This is a genomic window from Nocardia sp. NPDC056064, assembly GCF_042266925.1.
In the GTDB taxonomy this organism is placed as follows: Bacteria; Actinomycetota; Actinomycetes; order Mycobacteriales; family Mycobacteriaceae; genus Nocardia.
On the sequence record NZ_JBHJWO010000001.1, the window covers coordinates 495,316 to 510,993 of the forward strand.

17 protein-coding genes are annotated in these 15,678 nt (G+C 67.8%); 8 read left to right on the top strand and 9 right to left on the bottom strand.

The features are described 5' to 3' along the window. Positions 1 to 29: 29 nt before the first annotated feature. Positions 30 to 935 carry an IS5 family transposase gene (locus ACFC06_RS02280; protein ID WP_375926931.1) on the bottom strand — a complete coding sequence of 302 codons (906 nt, stop codon included), beginning with the start codon at positions 933 to 935 and terminating at the stop codon, positions 30 to 32. A 151-nt stretch (positions 936 to 1,086) separates the two neighbouring features. Further along, positions 1,087 to 1,686, bottom strand: coding sequence for a TetR/AcrR family transcriptional regulator (locus ACFC06_RS02285; RefSeq protein ID WP_375926934.1), 600 nt, complete (start codon positions 1,684 to 1,686; stop codon positions 1,087 to 1,089). 24 nt (positions 1,687 to 1,710) lie between these two features. Between ACFC06_RS02285 and ACFC06_RS02290 the strand changes: the two genes are divergently transcribed. Beyond that, positions 1,711 to 3,237 (top strand): ABC-F family ATP-binding cassette domain-containing protein, encoded by a 1,527-nt coding sequence (locus ACFC06_RS02290; RefSeq protein WP_375926937.1) that lies wholly within the window; start codon positions 1,711 to 1,713, stop codon positions 3,235 to 3,237. Further along, positions 3,230 to 4,072: a virginiamycin B lyase gene (locus ACFC06_RS02295; protein WP_375926940.1), complete on the top strand. Its 843-nt coding sequence runs from the start codon at positions 3,230 to 3,232 to the stop codon at positions 4,070 to 4,072. The genes ACFC06_RS02290 and ACFC06_RS02295 overlap by 8 nt, the downstream gene beginning before the upstream one ends. Positions 4,073 to 4,075: 3 nt before the next feature. Here ACFC06_RS02295 and ACFC06_RS02300 read toward each other — a convergent pair whose 3' ends face one another. The 6 genes from ACFC06_RS02300 to ACFC06_RS02325 form a co-directional block, all read right to left on the bottom strand. After that, the gene (locus ACFC06_RS02300) at positions 4,076 to 5,743 is read right to left on the bottom strand and encodes a hypothetical protein (protein ID WP_375926943.1); all 1,668 of its coding nucleotides are present in this window, start codon (positions 5,741 to 5,743) and stop codon (positions 4,076 to 4,078) included. Between the two features lie 115 nt (positions 5,744 to 5,858). Further along, positions 5,859 to 6,113 carry a WhiB family transcriptional regulator gene (locus tag ACFC06_RS02305; RefSeq protein WP_375926946.1) on the bottom strand — a complete coding sequence of 85 codons (255 nt, stop codon included), beginning with the start codon at positions 6,111 to 6,113 and terminating at the stop codon, positions 5,859 to 5,861. Then, a complete protein-coding gene (locus ACFC06_RS02310) occupies positions 6,110 to 6,652 on the bottom strand; it encodes an HNH endonuclease (protein ID WP_375926949.1) in 543 nt (180 codons plus the stop codon). The genes ACFC06_RS02305 and ACFC06_RS02310 overlap by 4 nt, the downstream gene beginning before the upstream one ends. 58 nt (positions 6,653 to 6,710) lie before the next feature. Next, the gene (locus ACFC06_RS02315) at positions 6,711 to 6,839 is read right to left on the bottom strand and encodes a hypothetical protein (RefSeq protein ID WP_375926952.1); all 129 of its coding nucleotides are present in this window, start codon (positions 6,837 to 6,839) and stop codon (positions 6,711 to 6,713) included. A 116-nt stretch (positions 6,840 to 6,955) separates the two neighbouring features. Then, positions 6,956 to 8,245 carry an acyl-CoA dehydrogenase family protein gene (locus ACFC06_RS02320; RefSeq protein WP_375926955.1) on the bottom strand — a complete coding sequence of 430 codons (1,290 nt, stop codon included), beginning with the start codon at positions 8,243 to 8,245 and terminating at the stop codon, positions 6,956 to 6,958. A gap of 2 nt (positions 8,246 to 8,247) precedes the next feature. Then, positions 8,248 to 8,907 (bottom strand): TetR/AcrR family transcriptional regulator, encoded by a 660-nt coding sequence (locus ACFC06_RS02325; protein WP_375926958.1) that lies wholly within the window; start codon positions 8,905 to 8,907, stop codon positions 8,248 to 8,250. Positions 8,908 to 9,152: 245 nt separating this feature from the next. Here ACFC06_RS02325 and ACFC06_RS02330 point away from each other — a divergent pair, with 245 nt between their 5' ends. After that, positions 9,153 to 11,330 carry a malate synthase G gene (locus ACFC06_RS02330; RefSeq protein WP_375926960.1) on the top strand — a complete coding sequence of 726 codons (2,178 nt, stop codon included), beginning with the start codon at positions 9,153 to 9,155 and terminating at the stop codon, positions 11,328 to 11,330. Between the two features lie 1,310 nt (positions 11,331 to 12,640). Continuing rightward, positions 12,641 to 13,153, top strand: a complete 513-nt coding sequence (locus ACFC06_RS02335) for a hypothetical protein (protein ID WP_375926963.1) — start codon at positions 12,641 to 12,643, stop codon at positions 13,151 to 13,153. 501 nt (positions 13,154 to 13,654) lie between these two features. Here ACFC06_RS02335 and ACFC06_RS02340 read toward each other — a convergent pair. Then, positions 13,655 to 13,963: a MerR family transcriptional regulator gene (locus ACFC06_RS02340; protein WP_375926966.1), complete on the bottom strand. Its 309-nt coding sequence runs from the start codon at positions 13,961 to 13,963 to the stop codon at positions 13,655 to 13,657. Between the two features lie 156 nt (positions 13,964 to 14,119). On the opposite strand from ACFC06_RS02340, the gene ACFC06_RS02345 reads away from it, so the two are divergent. The 4 genes from ACFC06_RS02345 to ACFC06_RS02360 all read left to right on the top strand — a co-directional run bounded on the left by ACFC06_RS02345 (position 14,120) and on the right by ACFC06_RS02360 (position 15,505). Next, positions 14,120 to 14,539, top strand: coding sequence for an Hsp20/alpha crystallin family protein (locus ACFC06_RS02345; RefSeq protein WP_375935148.1), 420 nt, complete (start codon positions 14,120 to 14,122; stop codon positions 14,537 to 14,539). 194 nt (positions 14,540 to 14,733) lie between these two features. After that, positions 14,734 to 14,943 carry a hypothetical protein gene (locus ACFC06_RS02350; RefSeq protein WP_375926969.1) on the top strand — a complete coding sequence of 70 codons (210 nt, stop codon included), beginning with the start codon at positions 14,734 to 14,736 and terminating at the stop codon, positions 14,941 to 14,943. Next, positions 14,909 to 15,307 carry a cold-shock protein gene (locus ACFC06_RS02355; RefSeq protein ID WP_375926972.1) on the top strand — a complete coding sequence of 133 codons (399 nt, stop codon included), beginning with the start codon at positions 14,909 to 14,911 and terminating at the stop codon, positions 15,305 to 15,307. The genes ACFC06_RS02350 and ACFC06_RS02355 overlap by 35 nt, the downstream gene beginning before the upstream one ends. A 33-nt stretch (positions 15,308 to 15,340) precedes the next feature. After that, the gene (locus tag ACFC06_RS02360; RefSeq protein WP_375926975.1) at positions 15,341 to 15,505 is read left to right on the top strand and encodes a hypothetical protein; all 165 of its coding nucleotides are present in this window, start codon (positions 15,341 to 15,343) and stop codon (positions 15,503 to 15,505) included. Positions 15,506 to 15,678: the final 173 nt, after the last annotated feature.

Below are 15,678 nucleotides of genomic sequence, written 5' to 3' on the forward strand. Positions count from 1 at the left end.
AAGTCGTGAGAGCGGCCATTGGCCCACCCTCACGAGTGTCTAAGCCATTGATTGATGACAGCGATATGGATCGTGGCTTGATAACGGACAACGAGCTTGTCGAACCGAGTAGCCACCGCCCGATGCTGTTTCAGCTGGTTGATACCCCGCTCAACAGCATTGCGATCACGGTAGACCACCGGATCGAACGCCGGTGGCCGCCCACCGGAACTCCCACGCCGACGCCGATGCGCGGCCTGATCCGCAGGGACCGGAATCGTTGCCTTGATCTTGTGACGACGCAACCATTCCCGGTTGACGCGGCTCGAGTACGCCTTGTCCGCCAACACTCGTTCTGGCCGCACTCGCGCTCGACCGCCACCGAGTTTCGGCACCGCGATGCCGTCAAGCACCGCCTGGAACTGCGGACTGTCACCAGCCTGACCCGCGGTGATCAAGACCGACAACACCCGGCAGCCCTGATCGCACGCCAGATGCAGCTTGCTGGTCCACCCGCCTCTCGACCGCCCCAGCCCGTGATCGGACGGCTCGCACTGCCCCGGACCAGCGGGCGGTTCGGCCTGCCCGCCACCGTCGCGGCGGGCACCGGCAGCATGCGGATGCGCGCGGGTGATGGTGGAATCCACACTGACCTGCCATTCGATCACTCCGGCCGCATCAGCCAGGACCTGCAGCGAGGTCACGATCGCCGCCCACGACCCGGCACGCTGCCATCGCCGGAACAATCCGTAGACCGCTTGCCACGACCCGTACTCGGCCGGAACGTCGCGCCACGGCGACCCGACCCGGCACCGCCACCGGATCCCATCGATGAGCTGGCGTTTCGTCCATTTCGGCGGGCGACCCGCCTTCTTCCCACGAGGCAGCAGCGGCTCCAACCGCGCCCATTGGGCATCGGTCAGGTCCGCTCGCCCCGCCACCGCTAGGCTGGCCACGAGGTCTCCGGTGTTCAGATTTGCTTGGTCGCTAATCCGAAATACCGGAGACCTCACCTATATGCCAACGCGGGCAACAGCTTCGACCGAACGTGTTGATGGGGTGGCATCGCTGCGCGGTGCCACCCCATCACTGACTTCGAGACAGAACCTAGTCCCCGGACCACTCGCTCGCGGCGGCCGCCACCGCGGCGGCGGCGTCCGCGGCCCGGCGCGCGTCCGCCGCGGTGACCGGTTCGTGGGTGACGAACAGCCGATGGAACACCGGGGCCAGGGCGAAGCGGACGATCTCGACCGGGTCGGGGACCGGCGCGATCTCGCCCCGGGTGACGGCCCGCTCGACGAGGACCGCCGCCTCCCGGTGCCGGGCCGCGTAGAAGGACCGCAGCGCGGCCGCCGCCTCCGGATGCTGCATGCCCGCCGCGACGAAAGCACCGGCCACACTGCCGGATCCGGGGTCGGTGAACCCGGTGCGCAGCAACTCGGTGAGCGCGCGCAGATCCCCGGTCAGGCTGCCGGTGTCGGGGATCGGCCAGGGTTGCTCGCCTGCCCGGTCGAGCGCGTCGGCCACCAGCCCTTCGGGTCCACGCCAGCGGCGGTACACCGTGGTCTTGTGCACCCCGGCGCGGCGGGCGACGGCCTCCACCGTCAGCCCGGCGTAACCGTGTTCGGCGAGTTCTTCGGCGGTCGCGTCGAGCACGGCTTCCCTGACCCGGGCGCTACGGCCACCCGGCCGACGTTGCGTTTCCAAAAACAACTCCTGTTGCGTTAGTGGATGACCCTTGTTAGGTTAAAGCTACACAAGTTGCGATTGGAGCGTTGTTTGACCACTCAGCTGTCTCTGCACGGCGTATCGAAGTCCTACGCGGGCAGGCCGGTGCTCGACACCGTGTCCGCCACCGTCCGGCCGGGTGAACGGGTCGGGATCGTCGGCGAGAACGGATCGGGCAAGTCGACGCTGCTGCGGCTGCTGGCCGGCCTGGAGACCGCCGACACGGGCGCCGTCACCGTGACCGCCGACAACGGCATCGGGCACCTCGCGCAAACGCTGTCCGGCACCACCGTGGGCGGGGCCGTCGAGGCGGCGCTGGCCGAACTGCGCGCCTGGGAACGCGGGATGCGCGAAGCCGCCGAAGCCCAGGACATGGACCGGTTCGGTGACCTGCTCACCCGCTTCGAAGCCCGCGACGGCTACGCCGCCGACGCCAGGGTCGACGCGTCCCTGCACGGCCTGGGCCTGGCCCGAATCGATCGCGATCGAGCGCTCGGCACCCTCTCCGGCGGCGAGCGCGCCCGCCTCGGGCTCGCCTGCCTGCTGGCCGCCTCACCCGAGGTACTGCTGCTCGACGAGCCCACCAACCACCTCGACGAGGCGGCACTGACCTGGCTGGAGAACCGGTTGCGCACCCATCGCGGCACCGTCGTCGTGGTGTCGCACGACCGGGACTTCCTGGACCGGGTGGTGACCGCCGTCATCGAGGTGGCCGACGGGACGCTCACCCGCTTCGGTGGTGGCTACAGCGGTTTCCTCGACGCGAAGGCCGCGGCGCGGATCCGCTGGGAACAGGACTACGCGCGGTGGCGCGAGGAGATCGCCCGGCTCGAGGAGTTCGCCTCGACCACCGCGACGCAGGTGGCACACGGCCGCGCGATGATCGACAACAACAAGATGGCCTACGACCGCAACGCGGGCCGGGTGCAGAGTTCGGTCGCCTCGCGGGTGCGCCGCACCGCCGAACAGCTGCGCCGTCTGCGCGCCGACCCGGTGCCCTGCCCGCCGCAGCCCTTGCGCTTCCGCGGCCGGTTCGCCACGGCGGGACCGGGTCGCGGGTTCGCGGTCGGTGCGATGACGGTGGGTCCGCGCGACCGGCTGCTCATCCACGGACCCAACGGTGCCGGGAAGTCGACACTGCTCGACGCCGTGTACGCCGCGGCGCCGGAACGGGTCGGCTACCTGCGCCAGGACGAGCCGTTCGATCCCGACCGCAGCGTCGTGGAGACCTACGGGCTCGGTCGCGCCGCGCTGCTCGCCACCGGGTTGTTCGATCCGGAATCGTTCGACCGCCCGGTGGGTACGTTGTCGGAAGGGCAGCGGCGCAGGCTGGCCCTGGCGCGTGTCCTCGCCGGTGAGCACGACCTGCTGCTGCTCGACGAACCGACCAACCACCTCTCGCTCACCCTGGTCGACGAGGTGGAACGCGCCCTGCACGAATACCGGGGTGCGGTGGTGGTCGTCTCGCACGACCGCGCGCTGCGCCGCCGGTTCCGGGGAGTAGAGAAGGGAATCCAGGACTGTGCCTGACATCGTGACAGTGGTGGAGGTCGACGGCGCGCCCTACGGCGTCACCGTCGGACCGGACGGCGCGCTGTGGTTCACCATGGCCACCCAGGGCGCGCTCGGGCGCTACCGGGACGGAGTGGTCGACACGATCACCCTCGACCCGGCCGACGGACAACCCACCGTCCTGGTGACCGGGCCCGACAACGCGCTGTGGTTCACCGAGTTCCGCGGCGGCCGGCTCGGCCGCCTCGCGGAGCAGGGCAGCGTCACCAGCATCGCGCTGGACGGACCCTACGGATTGTGCGTTGGTCCAGGCGGACTGTGGTTCACCGAGTTGTCCAGCGGTCGTGTCGGGCGAATCGCGGCCGACGGCGGTATCGACCGAGCCGAGGTCGACGGAATGCCGTCCATGATCACCGCAGGTCCCGATGGAGCCGTGTGGTTCACCGTGAACCAGGGCAATGCGATCGGGCGGGTCGACACGGATCTCACGGTGACCCGGTACCCCTTGCCGACGCCGGCCGCCGCGCCGGTCGGCATCACCGCCGGTCCCGACGGCGCGCTGTGGTTCACCGAGATCGGCGCCGGGGCCATCGGCCGGATCGCGGTGGACGGCACGATCACCGAATTCCCGCTGCCCGACCCGGCGGCCCGCCCACACGCGATCGTCACCGGACCGGACGGCGCCCTGTGGTTCACCGAATGGGCGAGCGGCCGGCTCGGCAGACTCACGACCGACGGCGCCGTCAGCCACCTCGACCTGCCCGGCGAGGAACCGCACGGCCTCACCGTCGACCGCGCGGGCCACCTCTGGATCGCCATGGAATCCGGTGCGCTGGTGGAGGTTTCCCCCTGACGATCAGGGTGTGGTGAGCGCCTTCACCACCGCGGTACCGAAACCGAGATCGTTGCTGGAAGCCATCCGGGTGTAGGTGCCGCCGGTCTGCTGAGAGAGCGTCTGCAGCGTCTGGGTGCCCTCCCCGCCGATCACGATGACATCGATGCGGACGGGCCTGCCCGCGTCGGTCGCGGCCGTGATCTGGCTGAGCAGTGCCGGTCCGGTCAGCGACGAATCGTCGTCGGGACCGTCGGTGATCAGCAGGATCGAATTCGTGCGGCCGGGGGAGTAGGCGGCCACGGCGGCGCGATAGGCGGCCAGCACGCTCGGATAGGCCTGGTCGGCGCTGACCTGGGTCGCCTTCGTGGAGGTGACCGCGGAACCGAACGCATTGCGCTGGGTGTCGCTGAGCAGCGCGGTCGGGACCTGCACCTGATAGGGGTTGGTGCCGTCGAGGTTCTTGCCGAAGGTCCACAGCCCGAGTCCGAAGTCCGGCGGGATCACCTGCAGGGTCGAGGCGAGGGCGGCGCCCGCGTTGGCCAGGCGGGTGGTCGACCCGTCGGCCGTGCTCATCGACGAGGACACGTCGAGCAGCACGGTGGCGTTCACCCCGAGCACCGGGTTGGCGAGGGTGGACTGGACCTTCTGCAGCGCGCCCTTGGGCGGGTTGGCCGGTGCCGAGCCGATCGCGGGGCCGAAACCGTCGGCGGCCAGCGCGGCCGCCTGCTCGGGGGCACGCAGGAAATCGATGAAGCGCGACGCGATCAGGTTCTGGGTCTTGTCCACCCACGGGCCCGACAGCAGCGCCGCCGGGTAGTCGGCCACCGGGGCACTGCCCGCTGGCCGGTAGGCGGTGAGCCCGCCGGTGCCCAGTTGCTGCTGGGTTGCGGCCACGGCGTGCACCGCGTCGGCGGTGGGGTCGGCGGTGATCTCGGACATGGCGGTCATCAGGTCGGCCGGGGTGGGCGCGCCCGCGGCCAGCCCGGAGATCGCCGCGACGACCTGTCCGTCGCCCGCGGCCTGCTCGCTCAGTGGTTCGGTGCCCGAGACCGCGGCCCCGATCGACGCCGCGGCGGCGGTGGTGGCGTCACCGGTGGGCAGCGCCATCCGCAGCCCACCCCAGCCGGACAGGCCGAGCTCGCCGAGCGAGCCCTGCTGCAACCGGGGCAGATCCGCCCAGGTGATCTGGTGCTGCTCGAGCGCCTGGCGCAGCGCCTCGGGCACGCCGAGCACGATCGGGCTGGTGGCGATCGAGGCGGGCGAGCCCTCGATCAGACCGGGCACCCGGACCAGATCGATGGACCGGCTCGAATCGGCGATCCACAGCCCGGGCTTCGGGCCCAGCGCCGGATCCCACTGGGCCGTGTCGGCCAGACCGGCGACCAGCGCCGCCGACGGCCGCGCGGACACCTTCACCTGCGCGCAGTGATCACGCACCCGCGGCTTGCTCGCGTTGTAGGCATCGGCCGCCGCGCGGACCGGCCCGGCGATGGCCGGATCGACGGTGACATCGAGCGAGGCGGGCCCCTCGACGCACTCGGCGGCCGCCGCGACATCGGTCGAATCGGCGCGATCACTGAACTGGAACCACGCGAACACGGCCACCAGCACGAGCACGAGTACCGACGCCGCGATAACCGGACCTTTGCTGATACTCCGAGATCTGGTCCCGCTGCGATGTGTACCCACGCGGCAAGTTTAAGGACCTGTGACGTCGGGACCGCAGCCGAGCGGTGTCCCAGCTGTTCGCCCAGGTCACAGCACCGGGGCCGGGTGCCCGAACGGACACCCGGCCCCGGTGAGGTCACTCGCGGATCACCCGGCCGCGGTCGAACTCACGGCCACCCCAGACCCCCGACTGGCCGGTGCTCGCCGCGTACTCGGTGCACCCCGCGAGCAACGGGCAACCGGCGCAGATCCGGCGGGCGTAGTCGAAGTCCTGCGACGGGTACGGGAACCACGCCTCGTGGTTCGGGTCACCCCGGCAGGCGGCGCGGTGCCACTGCCCCGAATCGGACAGGGTCAGCAGGGTGGTCAGGGCGAGGTCGGTGGTGGTCACGGCGCGTACTCCTTCCAGATCCGGCGCTGCGTGCGGGCGAGCGGGTCGGGAGCCTTGGGCTCCCACAGCAGCCGCATCCCCGCCTCTTCGGGGGTGCGGTCGGCCTTGGACGTATTGCAGGGGGCGCAGCAGGCCACGAGATTGCCCCAGGTGTTGGGTCCGCCCCGGCTGCGTGGGCGGATGTGGTCGACGGTCTGCGCCCAGCTCGCGCAGTAGCCGCAGCGGTGCTTGTCGCGGCGCAGCACCCCGGCCAGCGTGGCGCGGCTGGCCTCGTCGACCGGGGCGACGTGGCCCAGGTAGACGTAGCGCAGCAACCGGACGGTCTCGGGCAGCGCGATCACCAGGTGCTGGGACCGGATCGGGAACCGCGGCGCCCGCTCGATGACGGTCTCCGCGGCACCGCTGATCAGCAGTGTCACGGCCCGGTCGGCGGTGATCTCGTCGAGGGCCTCGTAGCTGGCGTTCAGCACGAGCACCCTGGTGCGTATCCAGGTGTCGGAAGTGGGCGCCATCGGGTCGACGGCATGACGGATCGTCATGGGAATCACCATGTTTTCCAGAGAAGTGAACGAGAGGCCGGAGCTGGGTGGGGCCGCGTCAGCGGGCGAACAGGAGACGGGCCATCGCGCCGGTCACCGCGTTCACCGCGTCGCGCGACTCGCCGTGGGCCTTGTCGGCACCGCGATAGCCGATGCTCGACTGTCGTTGTGGCACACGATGTTTCATGGCCGTCTCCTCCTCTCGAAAGCTCTCGTCGCTACCGCCGGTGCGAAATCACCGGCGTGGAATTCATGGTGGCAGACCAGCCGCCGATTGTCGGCTGATTTATTTCCGGTAACGGCTCAGAGGTTGCCCGCCTCGTGGTCGAGCCGGCGGGCGACGAGGTCGCGGGCGGATTCGCGCAGGGCGGGACGGAACCCGCTGGGGTAGACCGGGTCCGCCGGGGCGTACTGCTTCAGCACTTCCTTGGCGAGAGTGATCTTGTGGACCTCGGTGGGGCCGTCGGCGATGGCCATGACCTCGGCGTAGGTGGTCATGTCGAGGAACGGCAGGTCGGTGCTGACACCCATCGCGCCGTGCAGGTGCAGGGCGCGGCGGGCGATGTCGTTCATGACCGTGGGCATGGCCACCTTGATGGCCGCGATGTCCTTGCGCACGGCGCGGTAGTCCTGGGCCCGGTCGATGCGCCAGGCGGTGCGCAGCACCAGCAGCCGGAACTGCTCCATCTGGATCCAGCTGTCGGCGATGCGTTCCTGGGTCATCTGGAATCCGCCGAGCACCCCCTTGCGGGCGGGCCGGGAGACCGCGCGCTCGCACATCATGTCGAACGCCTTGCGGACCAGGGCCACGGTCCGCATGGCGTGGTGCACCCGCCCGCCGCCGAGCCGGGTCTGCGCGACGACGAACCCGTCACCCTCGCCGCCGAGCAGATGATCGGCGGGCACCCGCACATCGGTGAACCGCAGGTGACCTTCGTGCTCACTGAACCCGGGAACCGTGAAGTTGCGCACCAGTTCGATGCCGGGGGTGTCGGCCGGGACGATGAACATCGACAGCCGACGATGTGGTTCGGCGTCGGGATCGGTCACCAGCATCACGATGTGGAAGGTGGCGAATTCGGCGACCGAGTTGAACCACTTCTCGCCGTTGATCACCCACTCGTCCCCGTCACGCACCGCGGTGGTGCGAAACGCCGTGGGGTCCGAGCCGCCGGTGGGCTCGGTCATCGCGTAGCAGGACCCGATCTCGCCGTCGAGCAGCGGCTGGAGATACTTCGCTTTCTGCTCCTCGGTCCCGAAGTGCGCCAGGATCTCGGCATTGCCGGAATCCGGTGCCTGACAACCGAACACGAGCGGCGCCCACATCGAGGTCCCCAGCACCTCGTTGAGCAGCGCCAGCTTCAGCTGACCGTAGCCGGGCCCGCCGAGCTCGGGTCCCAGATGACAGGCCCACAGCCCCTGATCCTTGACCTGCCGCTGGAGGGGCCGCAGCAGCGCCCGGATCTCGGGGTCGGCCCGGTTGTAGGGGTTGGGGTAGACCAGATCCAGCGGCTCGACCTCGGTGCGGACGAACTCCGCGACCCAGTCGAGCTTGCGCTGGTAGTCCGGATCGGTCTCGAAATCCCACGCCATGGTCAGCCTTTCGTGTTGTCGCCCGCGGCCAGCAGTCCGGACAGGACGGTCTCGGTGAGGAGGTCGGCGATCTCGGCGGGGGAGTGCTCGCCCCGTTCGCGATACCAGAGGGCCAGCGAGTCGAGCATGCCCAGGATGCCGCGGGTGACGACGTGATCGTCGCTGCGCAACTGCCCCGCGGCGTGCCCGGCATCGATCACCTCCTGCCATCGGCCGCGCAGCCGGTCGCGCAACTGCTGGAGTTCGGCCGCGCGCGCACCGGTCAGGGCGGTGGCGTCGCGCAGGTGCACCGTGACCGCACGACGGTGGGTGATGATCAGCTCCACCTGGCCGCGGATCAGCAGCCGCAGGATCAGGACCGGATCGGCGGCGGTGGCGACGAGACGTTCGGCCTCGGCCAGCAGCAGCCGGGTGTAGCCGCCGAGGATCTGCCACAGCAGCTCTTCCTTGGACCCGATGTGGTAGTACAGCGCGCCCCGCTGCACATCGGCTCTGGCGCCGATCTCGGCGACGCCGGTGGCGTGGAAACCACGCTCGGCGAAGAGTTCGAGCGCCGCCGCGTGGATGCGCGCGGCGGTGTCGGCCGCGCCGTGCCCGGTGGCGGGTGGGCGGCCGCGGCGGCGGACCGGAGAACCCGGCTCACCGGGGTGCGCGACGGTCACCGTGCCTCCGCTCCGGCCGGGCATGTGGCGCCCGTCACCGAGTAATGTTCCGATCAGTACATTAAATCGCGGCGGGCCTACAATCAAGAGGTGGTCCGCCACGCCCACCTCACCGGTCGGTGAGTCGGCGTGGCGGAATGGATATCGCCCGCTGGGCGTTTCGACCCACACGGGACGTCACCGCTACCCACGGGTAACATGACATCCGACTTTCCCACCCGGCTATCTCAAAAGTGAGGCAGTAGATGACAGAGCGGATTCAGGTCGGCGGGCTCCAGGTGGCCGGCGTTCTCCACGATTTCATCGTGAACGAGGCGCTCCCCGGTACCGGCGTGGACTCCGCCGCGTTCTGGGCAGGCGCCGAGCAGGTCATCAACGACCTCGCGCCGCGCAACCGTGCCCTGCTGGCCGAACGCGACGAGATCCAGGGCAAGCTCGACGCCTGGCATCAGGAGAGCCCCGGCACCGGTTACGACAAGGGCGCCTACAAGCAGTTCCTGACCGAGATCGGTTACCTGCGTCCCGAGCCCGCGCCGTTCCAGATCGGCACCGGCAACGTCGACGCCGAGATCGCCACCACCGCGGGCCCGCAGCTCGTGGTGCCGGTGATGAACGCGCGCTTCGCGATCAACGCCGCCAACGCGCGCTGGGGTTCGCTCTACGACGCGCTCTACGGCACCGACGCCATCTCCGAGGCCAACGGCGCCGAGAAGGGCACCGGTTACAACCGCGTGCGCGGCGACAAGGTCATCGAGTGGGGCCGCAACTTCCTCGACGACGCCGTCACCCTGATCACCGGCTCGCACATCGGCTCCTCGTACTACAAGATCGTCGACGGCGAGCTCGAGGTCGGTCTCGAGGACGGCACCGACATCGGCCTGGCCGACCCCTCGCAGCTGGTGGGCTACCTCGGTGACCCCGAGGCCCCGACCTCGGTGCTGCTCAAGCACAACGGCCTGCACATCGAGATCCAGATCGACGCGAACTCCCCGATCGGCTCGACCGACACCGCGGGCGTCAAGGACATCGTGCTCGAGTCCGCGCTCACCACCATCATGGACTTCGAGGACTCGGTCGCCGCGGTCGACGCCGAGGACAAGGTCGCCTGTTACCGCAACTGGCTCGGCCTGAACAAGGGCGACCTGGCCGAAGAGGTCACCAAGAACGGCAAGACCTTCACCCGCACCATGAACCCCGACCGCGTGTTCACCGCGCTCGACGGTTCCGAGCTGGTGCTGCACGGCCGTTCGCTGCTGTTCGTGCGCAACGTGGGCCACCTGATGACCTCGGACGCGATCCTCGACGCCGAGGGCAACGAGGTGCCCGAGGGCATTCTCGACGGCCTGGTCACCTCGCTGATCGCCGTGCACTCGCTCAACGGCACCGCGAAGCTGGCCAACAGCCGCACCGGCTCGGTCTACATCGTGAAGCCGAAGATGCACGGCCCCGACGAGGCCGCCTTCACCAACGAGCTGTTCGGCCGGATCGAGGACGTCCTCGGCCTGACCCGCAACACCCTCAAGGTCGGCATCATGGACGAGGAGCGCCGCACCACGGTCAACCTCGCCGCGTCCATCGAGGCCGCCAAGGATCGCGTGGTGTTCATCAACACCGGCTTCCTGGACCGCACCGGCGACGAGATCCACACCTCCATGGAGGCCGGGCCGATGGTCCGCAAGGCCGAGATGAAGACCCAGACCTGGATCACCTCCTACGAGGACTGGAACGTCGACACCGGCCTGGCCAAGGGCCTGCCCGGCAAGGCCCAGATCGGCAAGGGCATGTGGGCCATGCCCGACCTGATGGCCGGCATGCTCGAGCAGAAGATCGTGCACCCCAAGGCCGGCGCCAACACCGCCTGGGTGCCCTCGCCGACCGCCGCCACCCTGCACGCCACCCATTACCACCAGGTGGACGTGTTCAAGCGTCAGTCCGAGATCGCCAAGGGCGGCCCGCGTGCCACCGTCGACCAGATCCTGGAGATCCCCCTGGCCCAGTCCACCGACTGGTCCGACGAGGAGAAGCGCCAGGAGCTCGACAACAACTCCCAGGGCATCCTGGGCTACGTCGTGCGCTGGATCGACCACGGTGTCGGCTGCTCGAAGGTGCCCGACATCAACGACATCGGCCTCATGGAAGACCGTGCCACCCTGCGCATCTCGAGCCAGCTGGTCGCCAACTGGCTGCGCCACGGCATCGTCACCGAGGCCGACGTGGTCGCCAGCCTCGAGCGCATGGCCCCCGTCGTCGACCGCCAGAACGCCAACGACCCGAACTACCGCCCGCTGGCCCCGAACTTCGACGACAACATCGCCTTCCAGGCCGCCAAGGAACTGGTCCTCGAAGGCACCAAGCAGCCCAACGGCTACACCGAGCCGATCCTGCACCGCCGTCGCCGCGAGTACAAGGCCGCGCAGAAGTAGTGGCATCGGACGTGCGAAAAAGTAGCTCCTAGCAGCACTTTTCGCTTGCGGCCCCGTTTCGGAGACATCCGAGGCGGGGCCGTTGTCATCACTGGAGATCACCGCAGATAACGGCTCATCACCCTCGAAACGGTCACACGGCCGCACCCGGAAAAGCATGGTCTACCAGTGGATTCGTGTGCTACTTGGGGTCTGTAAACGGTCACAGCATGGTCTAGACGCACCCTCCTCTGCGGGACTGCTTCACGGAGCTCCCTACGCTCGGGTGAGGACATGTAGGCGATTGCCTCGAAGCCGTATGACCATCGGCGTGTCGGAGAGCGACACCCCGGGGAACTTCAGCGGCAAGCTATCTGGTAGCTAACTTAGGTTGGGTGGCCCTCGCTCTAGTGAACTGTCTGGCATACCGAAATTTCCACGGAGGCAACGCGAGATCGCCGCGCCTGCGGTCCGTACGCAGGTCCTCGGCGTGCACACTGCCGCGCCTACGGTCTCGCGCCGAGCTAGACAACACCCAAGCTGGAATCCGGTTGCCCGAACCCTACGTTGCAGCGGTGGCAACGAGCGCATCCCTGAGAAGGTGCGTATGCTCCACCGTCGCAGACCTTCTGTTGCGCTGTCGTATAGGACGTGCAAAGCCGTCCGCGACTCCGTCTGTCGTTCGCGATTCTGCGTCGGTCAACCGCTTGCGTAAGCATGCACGGTCGAGCGTCAGTGCCGCGCATCTCACCTCGCCAGTTGGCCTCAGAAGAATTATCGTGCAACAGCGAATTCTGCCGCCTGTAGTCGTGATGGTGAGCGATAGCGTGTCTGAGAGTAGTTTGTGCTCGATGAGTACTTCGATTGGCTGAGCGTGATCGATTGAGCCTGGTGCCAGGACGTGACGGTGTACGGCCGATCGTGACCGGAGAATACGACCGCGAATGTCGCCGCGAGCCTGTTGGCCAGAGAAGGCACCGTCAGGAGATTGCATCACGTTCCTTCCCCCTGGTCGCTCCGTGATCGCACAAGCTCGCCGTGGCGGCACGCGAGCGCGGCATCGTGTGATGTGTCAGCCGCCGACCGGATAGCTGGGCCGAGCGCTGGACCACGTTCGGCTTCCACCTCGTGTTCGCCAGACCCCTGAACCAGTCCTCGACACCGACATCAGGTCCCATCCATGATCCGTGGGCCAACTTCCTGTCGAAGCGGTCCGCGGGAAGAAGCTCATTCAGTGGAGGTGAAGCCAAGACTGTAGCGGGATCCGGCCTTCGGTCCTCGTTCAACTCTCGCGGTCGGGGTGATGCCGCCAGAATGGTGCTGTGTTGCCCGTGGATGACTATGAGAGCCTGGTGCCGGATCCGCCGACGCGATTCGGGGTCGGTGAATTGCGTGATGCGTATGTCGATGTGGTGACCGACGAAGTCGACCCGCGGTGGATGGCGCACCAACGCCGCGAGTACTTCGACGGACTCTGCGGATTGTTCGACTTGCGACTTCCGACCTCACGCGAAACCGTGAGCCGGGGTCCGACCCAGTACGTGCATGTCCTGCTGCTCAACACGGTCCATTCGTTGCGGCGCACCTCGAGCCCGTGGGATGGCTATCTCGAAGCGGGAGGGCTGCTCGCACAGCTGAGGGCGCTGGGGATCGGGGAAGCGCACGAAGAGCTCGCGATCGAGCTGCGCACGGTGGTGGAGATGTCGCGGACCAAACACCGGACGGTGTTGGATCTTCTGTTGCGTGGGCTGCTAGGCGAGCGCGCCGAGCGGGTGTTCACCCTGGCGGAACTCGAAGCGGCGGGGATCGAGCGTGCCGTCCCGATCCGCTACTTGCCGGACTGAGCAGCCGCGCTGTGGTTCCGCCGTTTGGATGTCTGGCCGGTGAGTGACCTCGTCGCATTCCACGCGCGGGATGGGGACGAATTCCGATCGGAAAGAACTGCATAACGCACTCGAGCCCGAGGTTCGCTTGGCGTACCTGGGGCTCAAGTGGCAGTTGGCATCTCCGTTGTGGAGTTAGCACTGGTGTCCGGAGGGGGACTCGACCAATACGCACACCAGCTCACACGGCAAACGTCGCTACATCTCGGATAGCTCTGAGCCTGACGGTTCTACGATCTGTAGTGAGGCCCTGACGGATGGACTCCTGAGGCGGGCGGGGATCGTCGAATCGATTGGTTCAAAGCCGGATTCGCGTCAGCGGGTACGCGGCGGAGCCGCTTGCAAGCGGGGTCTGGCCGCGTGTGCTCCCTGCACGATCGGGGATGAGCTACTGAAGCAGCTGACGGCCGTCGAGATGTCGAGGGCTGAGCCGCCATCAGCTGGTAGCGCGTGTGCGGAGGACTATTTCGTCTCGGCGCGGAGCCGGTCGCGTTCGGCGCGCAGGGCGGTCACGGTGTCCTCGAGTTCGAGGATCCGGGCCACCGCGGCCAGATTGATCCCTTCGCCGGTGAGGGTGGTGATGCGGTGGAGGCGGGTGAGGTCGTCGCCGCTGTAGCGCCGGGTACCGCCGGTGCTGCGTTCGGGCGTGAGCAGGCCGTGTTGCTCGTAGAGGCGCAGGGTCTGGACCCCGACACCGGCCAGTTCGGCTGCCACCGAGATCGCATACACCGCCCGAGCGGGTGAGGGCATGCCGTCGTGTGGGGTGACCATTTGGTCCTCACCTCGATTCCTGTCTGTGGTCATCAGATTACTTCGTACGGATGCTTGCACTCTCCTAGGTCGAGTGCTAAATAATATCTATGTCAGGTGACACAGGTTATCTGATCAACATCCTATCGAGATTGGAGTGAGTTGGAGGTGGCGACCATGTTGATGCGCACCGATCCCTTCCGGGACCTGGACCGGTGGACCCAGCAGGCGTTCGGCACAGCGGCACGACCGGCGGCGATGCCGATGGATGCCTGGCGTGATGGTGACGAGTTCGTCGTCGAGTTCGATCTGCCCGGGATCGACCCCGATTCCCTGGACTTGGATGTGGAACGCAATGTGGTGACCGTGCGCGCGTCGCGGCCCGGCTTGGACGCGAATCGGTCGATGATCGCCGCGGAGCGCCCGCGCGGGGTGTTCAGTCGTCAGTTGTTCCTGGGTGAGAGTCTCGATACCGACCGGATTCGCGCCGATTACCGCGACGGGGTTCTGCGGTTGTCGATCCCGGTGGCCGAGAAGGCCAAGCCTCGCAAGATCGAGATCAGCCGCGACCACGAACCGGCAGCCATCAACGCCTGACCGACCTCGACCATCGAGCCACCACGAGTTCAGGACGAGATCGAGCGTCGAAAGTGTGGTGATGCGTATCGACGGCTTCGCAAGCGACTCTTCTGATGAACTGAGTTCGACTCCTTTCGGCGCCGGTGGCCGGGCCGACCGGTCCGGCCACCGGCTACCCCATCCCGTCCGGCAGCTGTTTCGAGGAGGACCCGATGACCGTTCTGCCGACAGCCTCGCAGGCTGATCGCGTCGACCAGGAGATCTTCGTCTTCGACGCCGACCGAGAACTGGGCCTCGACGTCACCGCCGTGGAGGCCGGTGAACTCGAGCGTGGCCTCGACACCGCCGATCCGGCCGACCGTATCGACCAAGCATGGAGTGTTCCCTGTGCCGACGACGACTTCTTCTGCCTCGCCTACTGAGCATCCCGCCCATCAGGACCCGCACCAGCACGCGGCCACCGCATCGCGATCCTGGCAGCCCGGCCGCGTCGCCTGGTTCGACGCAGAGAAGGGGTTCGGGTTCTTGACCCCTGATCGCGGCGGGTCCACGGTGTTCTGCGACTACACCGCTATCGATTCTCCCGGCTACAAAACCCTTCATGCCGGACAACGCGTGGTCTTCACCGTGACCGACACCAGCCGTGGACCCGAAGCTGTCCAGGTCTTGACCTACGGCGCACCCATCAGCAAGACCGGCGAGCCCAGCCCGATGCTGCCGTCGGCCGGGTCGCGGCCGGTGCCGTGGCCGCGCTGGATGGCCTGCCGCGGCCGCCACGCAGCCTGAACCATCCCCGTTTGCCTGTTGCGAGGAGAACGTATGTCCATCGAATACGTCACCGACCCGGCCGATCCCGCGGCGATCGGCGATCCGGCCGTGATCTGCTGGCCCGATCCCAGTCCTCTCGACACGTGGTGGACCGAGGTCATGGACGGCGTGGTCACGGGTGCGCCGCTCGACAGCAGTCATTCGCTGATGGAGTAAATCTTCATCGGCGAGTATAGACATCATTGATGAGGGGGTATACAGTCACTGTTGTTCCCGATTGAGAGATCAGATGGCCGGGCAGGTGAACTGCCCGGAGTATCGAGTTCGACCGTCCTCTCCGGCGGAGACGAGAATCCGGTGCAGTTGGCCGGACCGCCGGAGGGGACGAC